21 protein-coding genes and 1 tRNA gene are annotated in these 21598 nt (G+C 42.5%); 15 read left to right on the forward strand and 7 right to left on the reverse strand.

Translation table 11 applies throughout. The annotated features are described in order from the left end of the window. The first annotated feature begins 11 nt into the window (after positions 1-11). The 5 genes from BMW65_RS05720 (at position 12) to BMW65_RS05740 (ending at position 5440) form a co-directional block, all read left to right on the forward strand. Positions 12-1652 (forward strand): vitamin K epoxide reductase family protein, encoded by a 1641-nt coding sequence (locus tag BMW65_RS05720; RefSeq protein WP_090603500.1) that lies wholly within the window; start codon positions 12-14, stop codon positions 1650-1652. A 255-nt stretch (positions 1653-1907) separates the two neighbouring features. Then, positions 1908-2093, forward strand: a complete 186-nt coding sequence (locus BMW65_RS05725; RefSeq protein ID WP_090603502.1) for a hypothetical protein — start codon at positions 1908-1910, stop codon at positions 2091-2093. A 263-nt stretch (positions 2094-2356) separates the two neighbouring features. After that, positions 2357-3379, forward strand: a complete 1023-nt coding sequence (locus BMW65_RS05730) for a redoxin domain-containing protein (RefSeq protein WP_177181013.1) — start codon at positions 2357-2359, stop codon at positions 3377-3379. A 129-nt stretch (positions 3380-3508) separates the two neighbouring features. Next, positions 3509-4567: a glycosyltransferase family A protein gene (locus tag BMW65_RS05735; protein ID WP_090603506.1), complete on the forward strand. Its 1059-nt coding sequence runs from the start codon at positions 3509-3511 to the stop codon at positions 4565-4567. A gap of 12 nt (positions 4568-4579) precedes the next feature. Beyond that, positions 4580-5440, forward strand: coding sequence for a hypothetical protein (locus BMW65_RS05740; protein ID WP_090603508.1), 861 nt, complete (start codon positions 4580-4582; stop codon positions 5438-5440). On the opposite strand, the gene BMW65_RS05745 is transcribed toward BMW65_RS05740, so the two are convergent. Next, a complete protein-coding gene (locus BMW65_RS05745) occupies positions 5430-5765 on the reverse strand; it encodes a hypothetical protein (RefSeq protein WP_143053820.1) in 336 nt (111 codons plus the stop codon). The genes BMW65_RS05740 and BMW65_RS05745 overlap by 11 nt on opposite strands. 216 nt (positions 5766-5981) lie before the next feature. Continuing rightward, a complete protein-coding gene (locus BMW65_RS05750; protein WP_143053821.1) occupies positions 5982-6656 on the reverse strand; it encodes a TetR/AcrR family transcriptional regulator in 675 nt (224 codons plus the stop codon). Positions 6657-7422: 766 nt separating this feature from the next. On the opposite strand from BMW65_RS05750, the gene BMW65_RS05755 reads away from it, so the two are divergent. The 3 genes from BMW65_RS05755 to BMW65_RS05765 all read left to right on the forward strand — a co-directional run bounded on the left by BMW65_RS05755 (position 7423) and on the right by BMW65_RS05765 (position 9717). Further along, a complete protein-coding gene (locus BMW65_RS05755; protein WP_090603514.1) occupies positions 7423-8304 on the forward strand; it encodes an oxidoreductase in 882 nt (293 codons plus the stop codon). A gap of 88 nt (positions 8305-8392) precedes the next feature. Continuing rightward, a complete protein-coding gene (locus tag BMW65_RS05760; protein ID WP_218145349.1) occupies positions 8393-8890 on the forward strand; it encodes a nuclear transport factor 2 family protein in 498 nt (165 codons plus the stop codon). Between the two features lie 20 nt (positions 8891-8910). Continuing rightward, positions 8911-9717, forward strand: coding sequence for a helix-turn-helix domain-containing protein (locus BMW65_RS05765; protein WP_090604268.1), 807 nt, complete (start codon positions 8911-8913; stop codon positions 9715-9717). Positions 9718-9899: 182 nt separating this feature from the next. On the opposite strand, the gene BMW65_RS05770 is transcribed toward BMW65_RS05765, so the two are convergent. Then, positions 9900-11333, reverse strand: a complete 1434-nt coding sequence (locus BMW65_RS05770) for a hypothetical protein (RefSeq protein ID WP_090603516.1) — start codon at positions 11331-11333, stop codon at positions 9900-9902. Between the two features lie 161 nt (positions 11334-11494). Between BMW65_RS05770 and BMW65_RS05775 the strand changes: the two genes are divergently transcribed. From BMW65_RS05775 to BMW65_RS05795, 5 genes are all read left to right on the forward strand, one after another. Next, positions 11495-11866, forward strand: coding sequence for a VOC family protein (locus BMW65_RS05775; RefSeq protein ID WP_090603518.1), 372 nt, complete (start codon positions 11495-11497; stop codon positions 11864-11866). 19 nt (positions 11867-11885) lie between these two features. Continuing rightward, a complete protein-coding gene (locus tag BMW65_RS05780; RefSeq protein WP_090603520.1) occupies positions 11886-12248 on the forward strand; it encodes a nuclear transport factor 2 family protein in 363 nt (120 codons plus the stop codon). A gap of 69 nt (positions 12249-12317) precedes the next feature. Continuing rightward, positions 12318-12980 carry an SDR family NAD(P)-dependent oxidoreductase gene (locus tag BMW65_RS05785; protein WP_090603521.1) on the forward strand — a complete coding sequence of 221 codons (663 nt, stop codon included), beginning with the start codon at positions 12318-12320 and terminating at the stop codon, positions 12978-12980. A gap of 43 nt (positions 12981-13023) precedes the next feature. Then, positions 13024-13782 (forward strand): nuclear transport factor 2 family protein, encoded by a 759-nt coding sequence (locus tag BMW65_RS05790; RefSeq protein WP_090604270.1) that lies wholly within the window; start codon positions 13024-13026, stop codon positions 13780-13782. Between the two features lie 320 nt (positions 13783-14102). Then, a tRNA-Leu gene (locus BMW65_RS05795) sits at positions 14103-14188 on the forward strand. A 50-nt stretch (positions 14189-14238) separates the two neighbouring features. Here the strand turns inward: BMW65_RS05795 and BMW65_RS24100 are convergent. After that, positions 14239-14409, reverse strand: coding sequence for a hypothetical protein (locus tag BMW65_RS24100; protein ID WP_177181014.1), 171 nt, complete (start codon positions 14407-14409; stop codon positions 14239-14241). Positions 14410-14632: 223 nt separating this feature from the next. Between BMW65_RS24100 and BMW65_RS05800 the strand changes: the two genes are divergently transcribed. Further along, positions 14633-17236, forward strand: coding sequence for a hypothetical protein (locus BMW65_RS05800; RefSeq protein WP_090603523.1), 2604 nt, complete (start codon positions 14633-14635; stop codon positions 17234-17236). Here the strand turns inward: BMW65_RS05800 and BMW65_RS05805 are convergent. Then, a complete protein-coding gene (locus tag BMW65_RS05805) occupies positions 17229-18728 on the reverse strand; it encodes an acyl-CoA dehydrogenase family protein (protein ID WP_090603525.1) in 1500 nt (499 codons plus the stop codon). The genes BMW65_RS05800 and BMW65_RS05805 overlap by 8 nt on opposite strands. Positions 18729-18897: 169 nt before the next feature. Between BMW65_RS05805 and BMW65_RS05810 the strand changes: the two genes are divergently transcribed. Continuing rightward, entirely contained in the window at positions 18898-20148 is a 1251-nt protein-coding gene (locus tag BMW65_RS05810; protein ID WP_245747517.1) for a DEAD/DEAH box helicase, read from the forward strand. Between the two features lie 43 nt (positions 20149-20191). Here BMW65_RS05810 and BMW65_RS05815 read toward each other — a convergent pair whose 3' ends face one another. Both BMW65_RS05815 and BMW65_RS05820 read right to left on the reverse strand, forming a co-directional pair. After that, positions 20192-21259 (reverse strand): fatty acid desaturase family protein, encoded by a 1068-nt coding sequence (locus BMW65_RS05815; protein WP_090603529.1) that lies wholly within the window; start codon positions 21257-21259, stop codon positions 20192-20194. Positions 21260-21335: 76 nt separating this feature from the next. After that, positions 21336-21527 (reverse strand): cold-shock protein, encoded by a 192-nt coding sequence (locus tag BMW65_RS05820; RefSeq protein ID WP_090603531.1) that lies wholly within the window; start codon positions 21525-21527, stop codon positions 21336-21338. Between the last annotated feature and the right edge of the window lie 71 nt (positions 21528-21598).

A 21598-nucleotide genomic window follows, 5' to 3' on the forward strand; every position in this document is an offset into this window, starting at 1 on the left:
AACCGTCAAGTATGATAAACCTATTTAAGAAATCGACCATTTCCAGCGAAGAAAACATTAACAGTGTAGTATTAATATATTCGCAAATTCTCGAATTGCCCATCAGTAAAGAGGGATTAAGAAAAGCTATCGATGAGCATCCGGATTACCCAAGCATGCTTGCGGTATACGATGTCTTTGCAAAGTTTGGGGCGAATGTCTATGCTGCGCAAATCGATGGCGATAAACTGAAGGAAATCAAACAGCCGTTTATTGCACAAATTGAATCTCCTAACACTTTCTATGAAATATTTACAGTTGTCAAAAATCTTGATGACAAGAAAGTTTGTTATTACGATCCGGAAAAAACCCTTTGGATAGAGACAGAAACCACATCATTCTTAGAAATATACAAAGGTGTTGGCTTAGTTGTCAATGGGGAGACTGTAACACCGGAAGCCGATTATGAAAATAAACGCCGATCTGAAAAAAATAACGCGATAAGGGCTTGGGCTTCCATATTATCCTTTCCTCTGCTTTTTATAGTCATTGTCTTGTTCTATTGGATATTTCAAGGTGCAATTAACTATTGGTTTACGTTATATTCGTTGCTGTCATTTGCGGGGGCGATTATCTGCTGCCTTTTGATCTGGTTTGAAATAGACAGCCATTCGCCCTTGTTAATGAGGGTATGCTCTGGAAAGCGGTCAAATTGTAATGCCATCCTAAACTCGGAAGCATCTAAGGTATTTGGCGTTAGCTGGAGCGCCATCGGGTTTACATTCTTTACCAGCCAATTGTTGACTTTTGTTTTTTCTTCTTTTGACATGGATATCTCCTGGTCAATGGGATGGCTTGGGCTATTAGGCACTCCTTATATAGTTTTTTCCATTTACTACCAATGGCGTGTAGCAAGGCAATGGTGCCCCTTATGCCTTTCCATACAAGCTGTTTTAGCCTTGCAAGCTATTATATTTATTGTCGCGGGTGGCTTGGCCACAAACCCAATTACTGCGCTTGCTGCAAATGATATTATTATCATTGTTTCTATATTTCTCCTGGTATTTTTATTGGCGTATTGGGGTGTGCCGACATTAAGAACAGCCAAGGAAGCGGGGCATTTTAAGAACAATTTCCAGCGCCTCAAACACAATGGCGAAGTTTTCAATTCTCTACTAATGCGCCAGAAAGGCTTTAGCGGGGATATAGAAGGATTGGGGATAACTTTGGGAAAGCCGGATTCGCAAAATAAAATAATCAAAGTGTGCAGTCCTTATTGCGATCCCTGCGCCAAAGCACATCCCTCAATAGATGAGATATTAAGGTTAAATCCAGATGTGCAAGTGCAGATTGTTTTTACGTCGCGAAACAGTGAAAGGGACTACAAAGCTGTTCCGGTTAAGCATTTCATGGCAATTGCATCAAGAAACGACGAAGAGTTAACAAGAAGCGCATTACATTATTGGTATACCTCACCATCAAAAAATTATACAGAATTTGCCTCAAAATACCCTGTAAGTGATACGGATCTACAAGAGCAGGGCAAAAAATTGGATGAAATGTGGCTCTGGTGCAATCATGCAGGCATTTTGTATACACCGACTTTCTTCTTTAACGGACAACAACTGCCAGATATATATGATATTGACGATCTAAAATATATGCTAACCTAATTAAAACATTTAAACTTATTAACTTTCTGGTTAACAAAAACGGCAAAAAAAGAAGCACCTTGACACACTAATTTTTTTTCTACATATGTGAGAAATTTTATAAGAAAATGTTTGCACCTAACTATTAATCTCTATATATTTGACTTCAAGCTAATTATTGAAGTACATTAAAGAACCAAATTATTTTTACCCGTCAAATTAATTTCGAGGATCTTGTTTTGACAAGTTGACGCCTCACTTAAGAAGGCAAAAAAAATGTTAAAAAAAGATATTTCACTAAAAATTCAAACAACATGCAAAGAGGAACTTTCAATTTCGGAAATGTTGGGCAGGTTTTGTCCAGAGATGAGTTACGTCAAATCAGCGGTGGTTATACGCCAACCTGTGTTTATCGGTGCAACTATAAATGCAAATGCGAAAGAGCGGAAGATTGGTGCGTGAATGGATATTGCGACCAGCGGTGGTAAAACAAATAGAGTTGTATATGGCTTTTCAAAAACAATAAGGCCATTTATTGTTTTTGGAATACATTTTTCGCCATATTTAAGTTATGGTCGAAACACAAAATAGATGGATTTGCTGTATCCATCTATTTTTTCATTTTAGTTATTATGAAGTTAATATTTATCGGATTATTTCTATTGTCCTTTTCTTCCGTAATCTGCCAGAATAGAAATTCCCTGCCATACAAGATCTATGGGAGTGTGAACGTTGATTCAGGTTCCGTGGCACTCGTGCCTGTGGCAAACGAAAATTTGTATCCAGAATCTTTTAAAACGCTTGAAACAACGATTAATAACGGAAGGTTTGAGTTTGCCGGTGAAATACCGTTTCCCCTCGGATATTACATTATTATTGATGAAATTTATATGTCTGACCTTGTTGTGGTTTATGATGGTGACCAGCGTTACGAAATTAACATTGAAAACAATAGACAAGTCCCCCAAGTAGAAGGCCGTTTTAGCCAAGAATTTCGCACTTATAATGAGTATTTCAAGGAAACCCTAAAGGCAAGGGAAAGTTATTACCGTTTGAGGGACAGCCTTGAATCAAAAGGGGAACTATCAAAAGACCAACAGGAAATGTTAAATTCCATGCTGGAAAAAAGTTACCAAATGCACGATTCAACACTATTGAAGTTTACAACCGATCATCCTTCTTCATTCCTTGGTTTGTGGAAGTTCGCCCAACTTACCAAATTCGGTTACCAACCGATTTTCGAAGATATAATGAATTCCCTTGACAAGAATGTCCAGAGTACATATGCTGGCAAACATTTGAATGAATCCTTGATTTCTGCAAGAAGAACCAGTGTGGGCAGCTCCATGCCTCCTATTAACGCCAATAATATGGAAGGCAAGCCTCTGGAAAAAGATTATTTTAGTATGCACAGGTATACACTCATTGATTTTTGGTATGAGTCCTGTGCTCCCTGCATAGCGCAATTTCCTTATCTCAAAGAATTGTATGAGAAATATCAATCCCAGGGCTTTAACATTATTGGAATTTCCACGGACAGAACTGAGCAGCGCAGCCAATTGTTAGAAAGGATCAAAGAGCAAAACCTTCCTTGGCCACAATATTGGGATGAAAACGGACTGGCGGCTAATGAATTAGGCATTCATGCTTACCCATCTTCTTTTTTGGTTGATAATGACGGTAATATCGTACTGGTAAACGTTAGGCATGTGGCATTAGCAGAGTTCCTCCAAAAGACGTTAGAATGAATCGGGAAGGTTTAATCGATTTTAGAATCAATTGTCCTCTGGTCTTTGAAAACGCTCCAATACCGGCTCCCTAAAATTTTGAAATTTCAGGAGCCGCATTGGAAATCTATACATGTTTAACAGATCCAAATGAAAAAAGACCATCTTAAAATATCCTTTTGCACGGTGAGCATGAATAGATTGGATCACCTGAAAGCAACAATGGCAAGAAACATCGAAGATAATATTTCATATCCCAACCTTGAATTCGTTTTATTAAATTATAATTCCTCTGACGATATCGACAGATGGGTTTTGGATAATCTTAGTCAATATCTTGATTCTGCAATATTAAAATATTACAAGACGACAGCATCTGAACATTTCAAGCGTAGTCATTCCCGGAATATGGCTTTTAAATTGGCTTCCGGAGATATTCTTTGCAATGTTGACGCAGATAATTTCCTCGGCTCTGAATTCGCGTTTTTCATAAATGAAACTTTCCAATCAAATGAAAACATCTTTATGGTTCCGGTCTTCACAAAAAGAGATTTTATGGGCAGGGTGTGCATACGAAAGGAAGACTTTGAATCAATGAATGGGTTTGATGAATCAATGCAAGGATATGGATTTGAAGACCTTGAACTATATGGACGGCTCAAAGCTGAAGGTTTCGTCCAATTTGAATATGACGATCCCTCCTATTTAAATTTTATTTCTCATTCGCACATCGACAGATTCAACAATGATTACATCGGGAAAAATCTGGATTCGATACTAATTTCATACATTCATCCAAATGAGACAAAAGCGGTCTACCTATTTAAAGATTCTAATTATGAAGAGGTTCACTTATTGGATGATGAATCAGTCGATTCGGATGGGTTGATCGAATTCAAGTCTGCCCCAACATTCGGAAAGTGGGTTGTAGATGGGAAAGGAATTCATCTGGAAAACAAAAAAGAAGGCAAGCGAATTTTGGGATTTTGTGAACATGTTGCAGTATTTCATTGTGATCAGGATAGACAAATATACTATATGGTTGACGACCAAGCTCTAAATCACAGCCTGATCCTAATTAAAACCGAAGTCGAAAACAGAAAAAAATACGAAAGGCATAAAAAAGGCGAAAAACTGGACATTCAAATCAACCCCCAGGGCTTCGGGCTTGGAGATGCAAATCGGATACACAGCCGCAAAATTTATTAAAACCTTTAGATAATGGAGCAACTTGCTACATCCGGCAAAGAATACATCGGTATTAAAATACATTACTCGAAGTCGAGCCAATCCAAGTTGATAACCGAGTGTATTCAAAAAATACTCTCGGAACATGAAAAAGACATTAATTATTCCCTGGTTTACATTTCAAATTTCAAAGGTGAACAACTAAAATTGGTCATTTGCGTGAAAGCAATTTCCCTGGGTAGTATATATCAACAGTTTCATTCTTCATTGCAGGAATTTTTGAAACAAAACCCTTCCCCCGCTCCCCGAAACAATTTTATTCCAGGGAAAGACCTTTGGATGCATTATTCGAACAATTCTTTCCTTTGTGAAGTCTTAACCAGCTTTCCAGAGGATTGGTATACTGATTATTGCATAGCGATCAGTAAGGTTATGATCTACGATTCGTTACCATTTGTCAACGATGATGAAAACACGATTGCCGAAGCGATGCTATTGCATTTTTGCCTTTGCAGTGTTTTTCCTGATGAACTCTGCCGTAAAATCTACTCGTTTCTATTTTCGTATTATGAAGGTGCTACCGAAGCCAACATTGAACACGAGTTCTATTTTCGGTTAAAAGAAAATGCAAATTCTTTTGTACAACAAAACCGGGGACAATTGGACAATTATAGGGACAATGAAACTATTGAGGGGAATTTCGGAGAATTCAGGGATTTAGCAAACAAAATTTTATTAGGTAATAGTGATGAAAAGGTCATATTCAGCAGATATTTACAACTTCAGGAGCTCTTACAAAATCACTATGGAATCGAGCCTATGGTTTGGCTATATCTTCTCAACATCATGAAATCATATTTCAACGAACGCTCCACCGAAAAAATCATATCGTAAAAATAAGATGTATAAAGTCGGCGTATTTCTTGTATTCGAATTTGTCCGATAAGCTGAGCGGGACATCTTTGGGATCAGTTAAACGTAGGTTGGAATCTTCAACCTTCATGATTGCCAGTTCCTTACCGATTACACCGTCATGCTTAAAATCCCAACCTTGCCATTCTTCATTTATCCAAATCCAAAACCTCACGCGTTCAATAACCTTATACACTATTAGATACATGTTTGAGTGAACATACCCACCGTCCAATTCCCAATCAGTAATCGACAAATCTCCGTTTTGCTTAGCTTCTTTGTATTGTTCTGCTTTTGATTTCTTCATAAAAATACCATCCCAAAAAAACATCCGCATTGCTATGAAACAGCACAGATTTAACTCAAATAACCTTATTAACTAACAGGTTACTAATATAGTAAATTTCTCATATACGAGAAATATAAACCTATTAGGGGATTTAAGGAAAATAAACAGATATCTATGCCACATTGTGTCACAAAAACTTTACAGCAGGGAAAGACGCTTGCCTAATTTTTTAAGCTACTCTCCTATTGTATTATAGCAAAGATTTATCACTTGTTCGAATGCCCTTAGCACACGTTCCTCTCCTACATTTTCGTTGATATCAATGCCACATATCGTACTTCCATTATTTGTAGCATGAATAGGAAGATAATACGCACCACCTATTAATAGCGATACAATGGCAGGAAGATCCACTTTTTCACTTATTAGTTTGGGATGCACAAATTGCACCAATTTATCAGAAATTTTATCTCGTTCAGACGCTATCTTTTGCATCAAAGCATTGCTTTCGCTAATCTCCCAAAGAATTATTTTTTGTAATTCTGGATTCTTAAAAACGGCTTTAAATTGATTTTTCAACAACATCAAAAGATCTTCTTGTCCTGTGTTCTTTTTCTCAAGAATTGATTCTATGCTGTTTTTTGCATCGAATTGCCAATAATCCTTTCCAAGAATATACGCCTCAATCAAATTCTCCGCATTTCCGAAGTAAAGATAAACAAGCTTGCGGTTTACTTTTGCTTCCTTGGCAATATTGGATACAGTTAAACCGGTATATCCCTTTCGATTTAACACTTTACCTACCGCCATAATCAATTTACTCATGGTACGTGCTTTGGACTTTACCGGGCCATTGGTTACTTTCCTTTCCTTGGCTTTAGTGTTACCAGTGGGATCTTTTCTTTTCATTTCGCTTGATATATATTGGGAAAGAGTCTGGTTTCCTTTGCAGAAATCCAAAACAAGTATGGACGATTTATCAAAAACTGATCCGAACCTGCTGGTTTAGTACAGCTTGCCCAAATGTACGTCATTCCATTGGATCGATCAATAAAACCTTGCAAATGTATAATTTATATTATATTTCAGTTAGGCTAACTTACCGAATCCAAGAATAAGCTGTTTAAAAGTTCCCATAACCAATTCTTAAAGTCTTATTTATTAACTCATAATTTTATACATATTTGCATCTATAAAAGCGTATAAATTCTTATATTTATATCTATTAATCACAATCATTTTAATGAATATCATCGGGGCTTTACTCTGTTTTTTTAGATTGTATTATAATTTAACACACTGACAACATGGATAAGTACTAACCAAAACTCCCACCAAAATTTGACAATTAGAGAATTTTTCGTTTTGGAAACTAAACCAGAAAAAAATCGCTTAGAACATGACCTAAAAATGGCCATTTAAGCATTCTGAAAAAGACTCACCTGTTTCAACTAATCAACAAGGCAATTTAAAAAACGAAAATTTCCGAGTTCGAACCTCGTCTTTCGCTCCACATGAACCCCTTCTAATAATGTTAGAGGGGGTTTTTTCGTATGCAACAGACCGCTCCCATCATCTGATACTTATGAGCCACACAACAAAGTGACTTTTGAGCCATACAGCAAACTTAGTACTTGAAATTCAACCGAACTTTGCATAATAAAATTTAATAACAATGGCAAAAGTTTGGTTTATTACAGGAAGCTCAAGGGGATTGGGCAAAAGCATTACAGAAGCGGTTTTAGCAAATGGCGATAAGGTTGCAGCAACAGCAAGAAACCCAAAACAATTAAATGATTTGGCAGACAAATATCCAAATCAAATGCTGGCTTTACAGTTAGACGTAGCAGACAAATCACAAATCCATTCGGCAGTTGAACAGACAGTAAAGTACTTCGGACGAATTGATGTTTTGGTAAACAATGCAGGTTTCGGCATCACAGGTGCAATTGAAGAATTTACAGACGAACAGGTAACAAGCCAATTAGAAGTAAATCTGTATGGACCGATTGAAATTACAAGGGCCGTTTTACCGCATTTGCGCAAACAGCGTTCAGGTTACATATTCAACATCAGTTCCGTTGGCGGCAGGGTTGGTTCGGCAGGACTTTCTATGTATCAGGCAGCCAAATGGGGCATTGCCGGTTTCACAGAAGTATTAAGCAAAGAAGTTGCCGCATTAGGCATAAAAGTTACTTCTATCGAGCCGGGCGGGTTTCGCACCGATTGGGGTGGCGATTCTATGAGCTACGCCAAAGAAATTGAAGATTACAAACCTGTTTTAGATCCGTTGAAAGGTTATTTGGCAAGCGTTACAGCGTTGGGCAATCCCGACAAGGCTGCCAAAGTAATTCTTGATTTGGTTGAACACCCGGAACCACCTGTTCATCTGGTTTTAGGCTCAGACGCTGTTACGGTTTTAGAAACAGTTGATGCAGACCGAAAAACAGAGTTTGAAAAATGGAAAGCCGTAAGCAGGTCTACCGATTTTGATGATGTAGAAAACCCCTATGCTTCGGAAGAAAGAAAACAAAGCATTCTTAGAAAAAACAATTAAAATGATCCCTGGAATTGGATAACAGAGGCGTGGAATTGTGGACGGCGTAAAGTTTGGCATCTAAACCATGAGCATATAAAAGTTAAAAATGAAAAGATTACTTTTATTAATCCTTATTGCAGTATTGCCTTTTATCAATGCCTGCAATCAAAAATCAACAGCAATGCAAGACAGAATTGAAATACAAGATTTAATCAATGCTTATGCCCAATGTGCGGACAATCGGGAAGCACAGAAGCAGGCAGAACTTTTTACCGAAAATGCGGCTGTACACGTGTCTAACGGAAAAGAAAAACAGGCCGTGCAAACTTTACACGGACGTAAAGAATTAGCGGAAGCGTTTCAGGCATTGAAACAATATGACGTAACGACACATTTTAACGGGCAAAGTACCGTTTCAGTCAATGGTGATAAAGCCACAAATGAAAGCTATTGTTTGGCTCATCACATCAAATACGATAAAAAAATGTTATTGATTATGAGTATTCGCTACAAAGACATACTGGTAAAACAAAACGGAAAGTGGTTGTTTGCCGAGCGGAACTTGTCTATTGACTGGACAGACAACCGCGAACTGAAACAATAAAAATGTACCTTTCAGACCAGATGAATAAGAACGAAACAACAGAGCTGATAAATTTTTCCTGCCACATTTCAGACTATCGGGAAGGCGAACATTTTAACGCCTTCCATAGTTTGGGCATCGTTCTTTCGGGCGTTATGGAATTGAATGACGGACAAAGGAAAAAACAATTCAAACAAGGAGATTTGTATTCGACAAGGAAAAATCACTTAATGAAGTTCGTAAAACATCCGCCTGAAAATGGAGCGTTTAAATCATTGACGCTCTCTTTTGACGAAAAGTTGTTGCGTGATTTCAGTAAAGAATATGATTACAAATCCGAAGCAAAACAAAAATCTTCTGCATACATTTCCTTTCGTCCCAATAAAGCACTCACTTCTTTTATGCAGTCGTTGTTGGACTATGATGATATATTGAACAATAACAGCGATATGACGCTTATCCGGCTGAAACAAAAAGAAGCGTTGATACTGCTCCTTAAATACGACATTACGCTAAAAGACGTTTTGTTTGATTTTACCCCACCGTATAAAATAGATTTGGAAAGCTTTATGAACAAAAACTTTCACTTTAATGTTCATCTTGACAGGTTTGCGTATTTGACAGGCAGAAGCCTGGCAACATTCAAACGGGATTTTCAAAAAACATTCAACACTTCGCCACGGAGCTGGCTACAACAAAGGCGTTTAGAGGAAGCTTATTATTTATTGACAGAGAAAGAACAGACTGTTTCGGATATTTATCTTGACTTAGGTTTTGAAAATCTTTCACATTTTTCCTATGCATTCAAAAAACATTTTGGATATCCTCCGAGAGAGCTGGGTAGTTAATAACGGCATAAATTTGCATATGCTGGTATGCTCATTACATCTGGAAAAAGTTTTTGCTACAGGGAGCGGAACTGTTCCCCGGACTTGCTATTCCGATGCACTTCTTCCCCGTTTTGGCATTTTTTACGCGCAGGCCTTTTTTCGAAAGTAAAAACGTTTATACGGCTGACCATTAAGGTGCATTAAATTTTCATTTTCTCTTCAAGCCAGCCTTTTATGTCTATAAAATCCTGCAACTGCCCGATATCGGACCGCGAAAACTTTGCATAAGATTTTTTGAAAATTGGCTCATATGCGGTTGGATATGCCCGGCTGAGCCCGGAGAATAAATTTAAAACCTCCTTCACCGCCCCATTGTCAATCCTTCTCTTCTTCAGGAACCTGCGGCAGCTATCTACGGCATACCTGAGCACGATGATATTGTTCAGTTCAAAGTGTACGATAAGATTTAAGATCCGGGCATAGGCCTGTATATCTTCCCTTGCATTGCCAAAACCCGAATTTATGATTTCGTTCAGCCAGTGGAGGGATTGGGAATAGGCCTTCTTTTGGAAAAATATACTTGCGAACTGATAGTAGAACATCAGTATGTAATCATCCGGGATAGCCGTACGGCGGGCTGCTATGAATTTTTGGATCTGATGCATGAGCACTATTCCTTTTTCATGCTCTTTAGAGTCCCGGTACATCTCAAGCTCCACATTGAAAGTTCTTAACCACAACCTGACCGTAAACTTGTTTTCATGCTCCAATTTATATTTCCGCGGTACTTCCCGGATCCTATCGATCAATGGCGGGATTTCCTCCCATCGTTTAACGGCAAGGAGTACACTGATCTTATTACTGATAGCTGTAACATAAGAATGTGGATCTTCCCTTATCCGGCCAGGGAATTTTTCCAGAAGTTCGATCAGATCCGTACTGTACCTGATTGCTCCTTTGGTGTCGCCGCTGAAAAAATGGATCGTATAGGCAATGTGGATATGCAGGATTTTTGATTGAAGGGTAAAGTCATTTCCCGACGCCGCAGGCTTAATACTTTTTATATCCGTGTTATCCATGATAGCGGTCCGGATATTCATAATCTGCGCCCAATACGTATTTAGGATGTTCATCTGCTCAATAGCTTCACTTTCTTTTTCAAGTATGGCGTTTACGTCCGGAGGCGTACCGGAAATGGTTAAATTAAGTTTTCTTTTCCACGAAAGGACTTCAACCAGCAAGGGTAGTTTTTCATACTTATCTGCCAGCTCTTCCGCTTTCAGGATTCTGGAATGGCATAGGTCATAAAGTTCTTTGTTAAAGAGCAGTTCAGCATCTTTGATGAGGTCCAGAATCGTGGATTCCACTGATGAATCGGCGTGGTAGTTCCTCATTGCCTTCATGATGAGCTCCGTCAGGTATATTTTGGTGACATGCAGCTGGTTTAGGAATTTCTCGCCTTTGAACTTTTCCCGTACCGCTTCCTCATCATATTGTTCCTGTTTATCGATCACATCAAACAGTTGAAGGTAGTTGGCGTCCCTTCCACCCATGCCGGCGAAAATCCTGAAATACCTTTTTTCACTCTTTGAAAGTGATCTGATCAGTAAAAATAGATTGCCTTTTTTATTCATTGAATCTTACGTTTTTCAGGCATAAAAATAAATAATTTAGAGCAATAGTAGGGAGTATAGATAATTATGAATACTACGTTTTTGATTTTTTAAATATTGCAAACTGCCCCATGAACATCTACTTTTGCTATAAGAAAATCATCATAAAAAATTAATATATCATGGCAAACGCAATCCATTGGTTTGAAATTCCATCAAAAAATTTCGACAGAGCCTGTGCTTTTTATAGCCGGATCATGGAATGGGATATACAGAAAATAAACCATGAAAATGGCATCAAGTATGGCTTCCTGCCAATTGGGACACAGGATGAGGTTGGCGGGGCAATCGTACATGGACAGGGGTTTGCACCTTCCGGCAAGGGCAGTCTGGTTTACCTGAACGCCGGCCCGGATCTCAGCGTTGCCCTGTCAAAAGTGGAAAAAGCCGGAGGCAAGATCCTCACGCCCAAAACATCAATAGGAGAAAACGGCTATATGGCGCAGTTCATCGATACGGAAGGCAACAGGGTAGCATTGCACTCGATGAAATAACATTTAAAATCCGGGAAATATGACAGTACAGGAAATTGCTGACAGATTAGTTCAGCGCTGCCGTGAAGGCAGGAATTTACAGGCTATAGACGAGCTATACGCAGATGACGTAATCAGCAGGGAGCCAGAAGGGCATCCGCATGAAGTGACCGAAGGTAAAGAAGCGGTAAAAACCAGCACCAGAAATTGGGAAGCCAGCGTAGCGGAAATCCATCATGCTACCGTCTCTGATCCGATTGTAGCGGAAAACCATTTCGCCATTGTGATGGACATTGATGCCACTTATAAGGAAATCGGACGAAAGCGATTGGCCGAAATCTGTGTGTACGAAGTTAAAGACGGAAAAATTGTATCCGATCAGTTTTTCTTTAACCTGGGCTAAAAATCAATTGCCCGATCTTTGTGCGGACGACAGGTCTGTAGCCCGCACAAATCATTCATCTGAACAGCTATGGAAAACATCTTACTTACCGGTAGTACCGGAAACTTAGCAACGTATGTTGTAGATTCACTCCTGCAAGGAGGTTATCATTTACACCTCCCTGTCAGGACAGCTATTGAGGGGCATGGAAAAAAGACATCAACATCATACCACACAAACATCATTGATAGTGAACAGTCCGGGGCGCTTGTGCGTAAAATCATCAGTGATGGCAAAATTATCCATGCCGCTGTTTTTTTGGCCGGAGGATTCCACCCGGGCAATCTCGACAATACACAGCTGGAGGACATTAACCAAATGATCCAGGTAAATTTTGGAACGGCATATACATTAGCCCGGAAACTCATTGCCCATTTCAGGTCTGCCGGAGGGGGTAAACTTATTTTTATCGGTGCAAAGTCCGCTATGGATTTCAGTACAGCCCAATATAATCTGGCATATTCATTATCGAAACAGTTACTGTTTAATTTTTCAGCACTCATCAATGAATCCGAAAAGAGTTTTGGAATTACCTCGCATATCCTGTTGCCCGGCACGATCCGGATCGAAAGGGACGGGCATGGTGACAATGCGGATTTCACAACCCCCTACACGATTGCGGACACCATACAGGATATCATTGAGGGCAAGGAAAAGAGGACTATCATTGATTTTAACATCAATGGAGGGTGAAATTAATCCTCAAAAATCACAATCGGATTTAAAAAACAAAAAAATGAAAACAAGTAACAGACAAAAAGCAATTGCCTTCACAGCAGGTTTTGAAACAGGGGCATTACATCTATTGGATTATCTCCATCCCACAAAATACATCGAACACGAGGTCGCTGCCCCTGACGGTGTAGAAGGAATGGCAGGGCTGTTGAACATTCTTCCGGAGGGGTCGCCAAAACCCAATATCGTGCGTGCCATTGAAGACGGGGACACCGTATTCACGCACACGGAATATAACTTCTTCGGACGCCAGGCGGCCATAGATATTTTCCGTTTCGAAGATGGGCTCATTGTGGAACATTGGGACAATATACAGGAGTTTGCCCTGCCAAATCCAAGCGGCAGGACCATGATAGACGGCACTACGGAAGTAAAAGACCCGGACAAAACAGATGAAAACAAAGCACTGGTCAGCAATTTTGTGAATGAAGTTTATGTACAGGGCAAAGTTGATAAGCTTGCTGGTTACTTTGATGGCGACAATTATATCCAACACAGTCCATCGGTTGCGGATGGCCTTTCCGGCTTTAAAAAACAATTGGGCGAATGGTCGGCAAAAGGGATAAAGTACGATACTATCCACAAGGTTCTGGGCGAAGGCAATTTTGTTCTCGTAATCAGCGAAGGTCAATCCAATGGAAAACATACCGCATTTTATGACCTGTTCAGCGTTGAGAACGGAAAAATAGCCGAGCATTGGGATATCATCATGGAAATTCCACCAAGGGAGGCCTGGAAAAATGATAATGGTAAATTCTAATACCGTGTTTCTAACCCAAAGCCAGATACAAATAGTTTCAATGGCTTTTAGTTAATATCTATGGAGCAGTGGAAAACGATACAAAGTGATCCTGATAAGGGTTTCCAAATGCATCCCTGTTGGCTTCGCTATTGCTTTTGACTACCCTGCCATACCCGTCGTAAAACATCGTTACCCGCATAGGCCAACGCGGGTTCCCAAAAAGGACCAAACCTCATTAAAAAAAAGCGCTTGATCAAAAAAATCAAAATATACTTTATAAATGCGCAAAACAACCTATATTTGCAGCCCGATAGGGTCTTAGTAAAAGACCGTCAGTTGCCTAGGTGGTGGAACTGGTAGACACGCAGGACTTAAAATCCTGTTCGCCCTAAAGCGAGTGCGGGTTCGATTCCCGCCCTAGGTACGAAAATCACAGACCGTATGTCCAACGTATGTTGGATATACGGTTTTTTGTTATACATCTGTCTTTGAGCACTGGTATTCCTGCACCAATACATCCGCCGGTATCTGCATCGCCTCATGAAGCCTCCGTATCATATTGATGGAAAGCTTACGTTTGCGGTTCAATATATATTGGGAAATGTTGTCTTCGGTTCGACCTCTATCCGGCTTAGTTATTTTCAAAGTGCATTTTCAGGCCCCCAAAGCCGATATTCTTCTCAAATCTTTTACAAAGCGGTTCGATTGTGTCGACTAAAACGTGCTATCGCTACCTGATCGTATTTTTTTGCCTGCGCAGTCATCTTTATCATTTTTTTTGCGACATTTGCTCTACGTCCTGCTTTCAGGGCAGCCAAGTTTTATAAACTGTTATCAGATTGCTAAATCAATTTACCAATTCGCTATTATGAAAATCCCAAACTGTCTGCGTACCTTGCTGCTTGTATTTCCCCTGCTGTTGTCCCATGCCCGTGCGGTTTCGGCAGATCCGGATATATCGATTATTACGGATGCCCAGCTAAGTCCGGTGGCGAGCCATGGATTAACCAAGTTGATCGGCATACTTGAGCGCAAACAGCTAACGTTTGAGACATTGACATCTACCGATGCGGCCAAAGGCCGGATTATACTGGTAACCGGCATTGCTCATGGGGACGGTTTGGCGGCAAGCCTGTTGAAAGCAGGCAACCATGCGGTGCCAAAAATGAAAGAGGCGCTGACTATCTGGAACACCAGCTGGCAAAACAAGCCAGCCACCGTTGTCAGCGGATATGACGATACAGGCTTGATGTATGGGCTGCTTGATGTTGCCAACCGCATCAGTTGGAGCACAGACCCTTCGGATCCACTGCATTTCGTAAAAGAAGTTACGTCATCGCCTGACATCAAAGAGCGCGGCATTGCGATGTACACGATGAACCGCGCATACTGGGAAAGCCGTTTTTACGACGAGAACTTTTGGGCGCAATATTTCGACATGATGGCACAGAATCGGCTGAACATGCTCGAAATTCTATTTGGATATGAGAATGGTGGCTTTATGGCACCCTGTTACCCCTATTTTTTTAACGTGGACCAATATCCGGACGTAAAAATGGCCGATATCACCACGGAGCAACAGCAACGGAATGTAACCACCATGCACCAAGTGATCAAGATGGCGCATGACCGTGGCATTGCCATTCGGCTCGGCATATGGGATCATGTATATCGAGGGGGTGTGCAGGCCGGTGGAAATCCGGATTTTGAATACCGTGAAGGCCATCCCTTGCCTTGGCAGGTGACCGGACTTGATTCTACCAACCTAAACCTGTATACCAAAGCGGCATTTGCCAAGTTCCTGAAGACATTCCCCGAGCTGGATGCCATCCTGTTTAAAACCAACAATGAATCCGGGCTCAAGGAAAGCGAATTGCATGCGTTCAGCCTGAATTTCTTCGAGACGGTCAAGGAAACGGCTCCGGATATGTTTATCGATATTCATGCGAAAGGCCTTACCGACGCATTGATAAAAAGTGCGACCGACATGGGTATCAAGTTCCGCATCGCACCCAAATTCTGGATGGAACAGATGGGGCTTCCTTTCAGCCCGACCCACATTAACCGGGAGGATCAGAAAAACCGGCGTCATGGGTACGCTGATCTATTGCGCTATCCGCAGCATTATCAAATGCTATGGAAACTATGGAACGGGGGCTCAACCCGGGTGTTCCTATGGGGCGACCCGGAATATGTGAGGCGCTTTGCGGCCAGCAGCCATTTGTATAACAGCGATGCTTATTCCGTGTATGAGCCCATGGCCACCAAAATGGAATCGCAAATGCATGATGCTGTACCTTTCCAACTGCTCAACCCCTCCTATTCGTATTATGAGTATGAATTTGAACGTTATTGGAACTTCTACCAGACCTTTGGATTGATCGGGTACGACCCGAACACGCCGGATGAGGTGTGGGACAAGGAATTCGAGAAACGATTTGGAGAAAAGGCGGGGCCGCTGATCCGATCCGCCTTAAATGAAGCCAGCTGGGTATTGCCACGGATCGTGGGGGCCTGTTATCCCTACAGCTTTTTCCCGACGACCAGCGCTTGGCCTGAAAAGCAGCGTTTAGGGGATTTGCCGCTGTATGCGAAAGCGGAGGGCAGCGACCTACAGCAATTTGCCAGCTTTGACGAGGAAGCACGGGTCCTCTTGGGCGAGCTGGAAACGGCTAAAACGCTACCATCAACGACCAGCATGTGGCTGGCGCAGTTGGCTGCGGATATTAACCAAAAAGTCGCGGAAGCGGAAACCTTCATCGGAAGCCAAGACAACAAAGAGTTTAATTCGACGGTCACCGATCTCAGGATGCTCGCAAACTTAGCGCTTTACCATTCGCGCAGGATTCCAGCAGCGATAAGTTACTGTTTGTTCCTCCATACGCAGGATGCTTCGGCGCTGGACGAAGCAATCAACCACGAAGCAAACGCGATCGAAGCGTGGTCGCAGCTGGTAAACGCTGCCGGCGATGTGTATGCGGATCCGATACTGATCGGTAAAAAACCGCTTTCGGGACACTGGAAAGATGAACTGGTATTACTAAACGGGGGACTGGAAAAATTGCAAGCAGAACGTTCGGCTTTTAAACCAAACGGACCGGCAACCACATCGCCCAGCTATAAGCCTACCGACGATCCGGAAAACAGCAAGTACTTTGCCATCAGCCACCGAGCTCCAGACACTGCGGCCGTGGGGCTGCCCATCACCATACAGGTCCGCGTGCATGCGCCCGCAGGATTAAAATGGGTACACCTGCAATACCGCGCCATGAATCAATATAAGGACTTTGAGATGTTGCCCATGTCTGCGACCGGCGAAAAAGATCTGTTCCAGGCAATTATACCCGCTGACCAGGTTGACCCACAGTACGACTTGATGTATTTAATAGAAATGATGGACATGAACGGTAAAGGATTCATTTACCCCGACCTCAACAAAGAAACACCGTATAAAATAATCCACTTCAGATAAAAGCAGACCATTCGCTGGCTTCGCCAAACTCTTCTACAAGATGCGCATAGCCTTCAAGCGAGAGGTTTGAAGAAAGGTGGGCAATATCCATCCGGATATTCGTCAGGCAATTATCCACCAGATCGCTCCGGAAGCCTTTTTCGCCAAGGTCCAGGACATATCCTACACTTACCAGCCGGGCAATTATTTTGCCGAGATCCACCAGCCTTCTTTGGAGAATGTGTTCTCCCGATACGGAGCTGAGCTGCTCCTTGAAGTGAGGGGCCGACTTCTTTGTGAGCTCAAAGTGGGAAAGGAACGTATAAAATCCGGATTCTTTCTGCTTTTTCATGAGCTTTAAGATGATTTCAGCAATCTGTGTGTAAAGCATTTCATTCGATCCTTCAAAAATCTGGAAGGGCCTGCTGTCCACGATTCCCCGCCCCGCGATGTGGCTGATTTTGTAGCCATTCGCGCCGGAAACTTGCAAGCACAGCTGGGCAGACTCCTGCATCAGATCGGTGACGAGCGCTTTCATACTGTTGGCTTCCAACCCTTCTGTTGCTAGGTTGTGCTGGATGCCACTGATGTTGCTGCTCCGGGCGCACATACCTGAGCAAATCGTATAAGCCGTCTGTATCCTTGACAGCTGGAATTGTACGGAATCTAATGTCAATAGGTTGCCGGCACCGACAATCCGGTTTTTACAATGCAGCAGCGCCTCGTCAAGCATCCGTTTGATAAAGCCCATTCCCATTCCCGGGAATTGCATCCGGCTCCTGTGCAGAATGTCCAACATCATTTTTATGCCCGTACTTTCCGGCTCCAGCCGATGGTAGCTGGGTACTTCGACGTCAATGCTGTTCAAGCCATACGGGATCATGTACAGTCCCAGGTTGCTGTATAGTGATTCTACCTTGATCTGTTGCTTGGCTATGGCATCATTTGTCAAAAAGAAGTCGACATCCCGGGACAAATTTCCATCGCCCAGATCTTTCCGCGCCGCTACCAGCCAGTAATCGGCCTGCCCTGTCAACCCCTGCCAATGTTTGCGCCCTTGTATCGTATACATTCCACCGGCTTCTTTATAGGCCGTCCGCATATTCAGCGCATCACTTCCAAAATCGGGCTCTGTGATCATCAATCCGCCCATATGCTGCCCTTTGAGAAATGCGGATAATACCTCCTCTTTTAGCCGCACATTGCCATATTTCGCAAGCGGCTCCAGAAATAGGGCGATATTAATGCCGAAAGTCAACGATAAGGACAGGGATTCATACGATGCGGCCGACAGCAGACTAAGGCACTCTTTCACAATACATCCTCTACCACCGTATGCTTTGGGAATAGCTACGGAAAGTGGCTGCGTGTCCATGATATCTATCCAGATGTGCGGAGGCAATCCCCGCTCCAGGCTCAACTCATTGATATCATGCTGTTCATGGAAGACCTTTTTAAGTGCTTGCTTAAATTTAGAGATGAATATAAGTAAATCAGCATCGTAGTCGCCCATGTTTTCTGCCCGTTGTTTAATGAAAGGTGGACAAATTTATGTATTCAATTTGGAAAAGACACCATGCAGCGTGGGAAAAATAACGTACCTTTGCGCCGTCCTTTCTAATCATCCGTATTCGACGGGATGCTGGTGTTGTCATACATTCAACACGTTAAATTTATATAATTTGCAATTTTCATCATTCAATCTTTCTGAGCCCCTATTATCGGCTCTGGAAAAAGCGGGATACCACACCCCTACCCCTATACAGGCGCAGGCTATCCCGACCATCATGCAGAAACGGGATGTTTTGGCATGTGCACAAACCGGAACGGGCAAGACGGCTTCGTTTGCCTTACCCCTTATCGAACTGCTTTTGCATCAGGGCACAGGGAGGCCTGCAGGTCCTAAGGCACTTATCTTAGCCCCTACACGTGAACTCGCCATTCAAATAGGCGAAAATATTGGCATATATGCTGCACTGACCCGCATTAAACACGCCGTCGTATTCGGTGGGGTTTCCATCAATAATCAGATTGGTGAACTCCGCAAGCGGCCGGAAATCCTCGTGGCTACTCCGGGCAGGCTGCTGGACTTGTTAAACCAGGGTGCAGTTTCCCTTAGTGCCATCGGCTTTCTGGTACTCGATGAAGCAGACCGCATGCTGGACATGGGTTTTATCAAAGACATCAAAAAAATCATCAGCTTGGTTCCCGACAGGCGGCAGACACTGCTATTTTCGGCTACCATGCCCAAAAACATCGAGGATTTTGCCCAAGCTATCCTGACTAATCCCGAACGGATTGCGGTGACTCCTGTATCTTCAACGGCTGAAAAAATCGAACAACTGGTCTTTCCGGTCGCCAAATCAGATAAGCCGGGGTTGCTGGAGCACCTCATCAAGCAGGAGAAAGACGGCTACATCCTTGTCTTTTCCCGCACCAAGCACGGTGCGGACCGCATCGTCCGGAAATTGAAGCAGTCCCGCATCACCGCAGAGGCCATACATGGCAACAAGTCGCAGCAGGCGAGGCAAAAGGCGCTGAAACAATTTAAGGATGGAACGATCAAGGTTTTGGTCGCCACGGATATTGCCGCCCGTGGCATCGATGTGGATAACCTCCACCTGGTGATTAATTATGATCTGCCCAATGAACCGGAAACCTATGTACACCGCATCGGGCGTACCGGCAGGGCCGGTGCGAGCGGACGGGCATGGTCTTTTTGCGATATCGAAGAACGTGAATACTTGTGGGATATCCAACAACTGATAGGCAGGGAAATCGACCGGAATACGGATCATCCGTTTCCCATGGATGGCACGGTATCATTCGCGAAACCGCAAAAGCAGCAGCCAGCACGCTCCGCAAATCATCCGCAAAAAAACAAGCGGAATAAAAACAAAAGGAAAACAAAACGGGCCTATTCAGCGGCATAAGATCGCTGGATAGGCCCGCATGGGTCGGCATGCTTGTTTCGTACTATGCGATACCGAGCCGGTAGATATGCCGTAGGTGGGACATGAAGGCATGTCCCATGGTACGGTGTTCGAGATAAACGACACCGAATTCCTTGCAGGTTTCTTTGACCAGTTTGTTTATGGCGGGGTAATGCACGTGACTGATGCGGGGGAAAAGATGGTGCTCTACTTGAAAATTAAGCCCGCCGAGTAACCAAGATACCAACCGATTGTCCGTCGAAAAATTGGATGTCGTGCTGAGCTGGTGTATCATCCATTCCTGTTCGATCTTACCTGATGTGGTATCAATTGCCGGAAACTGGGTTCCCTCGACCACGTGTGCCAACTGGAATACCACCGCTAAGCAGAATCCGCAGGATATCCCGACAACGAGCCACCCAAGCAGGGCTGGGAGCCATCCAACCATGGTAATGGGAATGATCAGGTAAATGCCCACATAACCTATTTTGGTTGCCCAGAAAATCAGGTGTTCGCGCAATGGCATCGATTTCCGTTCGGCTTTGATACCCATTTTTCCGCTAAAGTATTTTTCAAAATCTTGAAAAAACACCCAGGCAATATAGGATATGCCATACAGCACAAACCAATAGGCAAACTGAAACCGATGGTACCACCGATGTGGTTGGTCGGCATGCGTGCGCATGAACTTAATGTCGATATCGTGGTCCAGGCCATCCACATTCGTGTAGGTGTGGTGGCTAATGTTATGTTTCTGTTTCCAGAAATAAATCGTGCCACCAAGCATGTTTAGCGAGTAAGCGGATATGGTATTAAGCCAGGTTTTCTTGGAGAAACTCTGGTGCCCCCCTTCATGCATGATGTTAAATCCGATGGCAGCGAGGTTTGCCCCCAATAGGGCACAAATAAAAATGCATCCCCATATAGGCATGGGAAGGAAAAGCAGCACGGCGTAAAATCCGATGGCTCCCGCTAATAAGGCGATGCTTTTGATATACAACCTGGTATTACCGGTATTGGATAGGTTATTGGTTTTAAAATATTGATTAACGCGTGAACGAAGCGCCGCTGAAAAGGCTTTGTTGCAGTTATTGAAACTGGTTTTGGACATAAAAATGGGTATTAAAAACAAAACCACCCGGTGAGTAACACCGGATGGTTTACACAATATCTGAAAAAAAGAAAATTTATATCAATTTGACATTTACCGCGTTCGGGCCCTTTTGGCCGTGGGCTACTTCAAATGAAACTTCGCTTGCCTCGTGGATATTATCAACCAATCCCGATGAATGGACAAAAATATCACGTCCACCGTCATTAGGAGTGATGAATCCGAAACCCTTGGTTTCATTGAAAAATTTAACTTTGCCTTGTTGCATGGCTACTTTATAAAATAAAAAACTTAATTAATTGCCATAAAGATAGCAATAAAATATTGAAAATCAGTATT

This window comes from Parapedobacter koreensis (genome assembly GCF_900109365.1).
Taxonomy (GTDB): domain Bacteria; phylum Bacteroidota; class Bacteroidia; order Sphingobacteriales; family Sphingobacteriaceae; genus Parapedobacter; species Parapedobacter koreensis.

Bases quoted from the DNA above. Each gene is read 5' to 3' on its own strand.
- BMW65_RS05720 (WP_090603500.1), top strand. From the start codon at position 12: ATGATAAACCTATTTAAGAAATCGACCATTTCCAGCGAAGAAAACATT.
- BMW65_RS05725 (WP_090603502.1), top strand. From the start codon at position 1,908: ATGTTAAAAAAAGATATTTCACTAAAAATTCAAACAACATGCAAAGAG.
- BMW65_RS05735 (WP_090603506.1), top strand. From the start codon at position 3,509: ATGAAAAAAGACCATCTTAAAATATCCTTTTGCACGGTGAGCATGAAT.
- BMW65_RS05740 (WP_090603508.1), top strand. From the start codon at position 4,580: ATGGAGCAACTTGCTACATCCGGCAAAGAATACATCGGTATTAAAATA.
- BMW65_RS05745 (WP_143053820.1), bottom strand. From the start codon at position 5,765: ATGAAGAAATCAAAAGCAGAACAATACAAAGAAGCTAAGCAAAACGGA.
- BMW65_RS05750 (WP_143053821.1), bottom strand. From the start codon at position 6,656: ATGAAAAGAAAAGATCCCACTGGTAACACTAAAGCCAAGGAAAGGAAA.
- BMW65_RS05755 (WP_090603514.1), top strand. From the start codon at position 7,423: ATGGCAAAAGTTTGGTTTATTACAGGAAGCTCAAGGGGATTGGGCAAA.
- BMW65_RS05760 (WP_218145349.1), top strand. From the start codon at position 8,393: ATGAAAAGATTACTTTTATTAATCCTTATTGCAGTATTGCCTTTTATC.
- BMW65_RS05765 (WP_090604268.1), top strand. From the start codon at position 8,911: ATGAATAAGAACGAAACAACAGAGCTGATAAATTTTTCCTGCCACATT.
- BMW65_RS05770 (WP_090603516.1), bottom strand. From the start codon at position 11,333: ATGAATAAAAAAGGCAATCTATTTTTACTGATCAGATCACTTTCAAAG.
- BMW65_RS05775 (WP_090603518.1), top strand. From the start codon at position 11,495: ATGGCAAACGCAATCCATTGGTTTGAAATTCCATCAAAAAATTTCGAC.
- BMW65_RS05780 (WP_090603520.1), top strand. From the start codon at position 11,886: ATGACAGTACAGGAAATTGCTGACAGATTAGTTCAGCGCTGCCGTGAA.
- BMW65_RS05785 (WP_090603521.1), top strand. From the start codon at position 12,318: ATGGAAAACATCTTACTTACCGGTAGTACCGGAAACTTAGCAACGTAT.
- BMW65_RS05790 (WP_090604270.1), top strand. From the start codon at position 13,024: ATGAAAACAAGTAACAGACAAAAAGCAATTGCCTTCACAGCAGGTTTT.
- BMW65_RS05800 (WP_090603523.1), top strand. From the start codon at position 14,633: ATGAAAATCCCAAACTGTCTGCGTACCTTGCTGCTTGTATTTCCCCTG.
- BMW65_RS05805 (WP_090603525.1), bottom strand. From the start codon at position 18,728: ATGGGCGACTACGATGCTGATTTACTTATATTCATCTCTAAATTTAAG.
- BMW65_RS05815 (WP_090603529.1), bottom strand. From the start codon at position 21,259: ATGTCCAAAACCAGTTTCAATAACTGCAACAAAGCCTTTTCAGCGGCG.
- BMW65_RS05820 (WP_090603531.1), bottom strand. From the start codon at position 21,527: ATGCAACAAGGCAAAGTTAAATTTTTCAATGAAACCAAGGGTTTCGGA.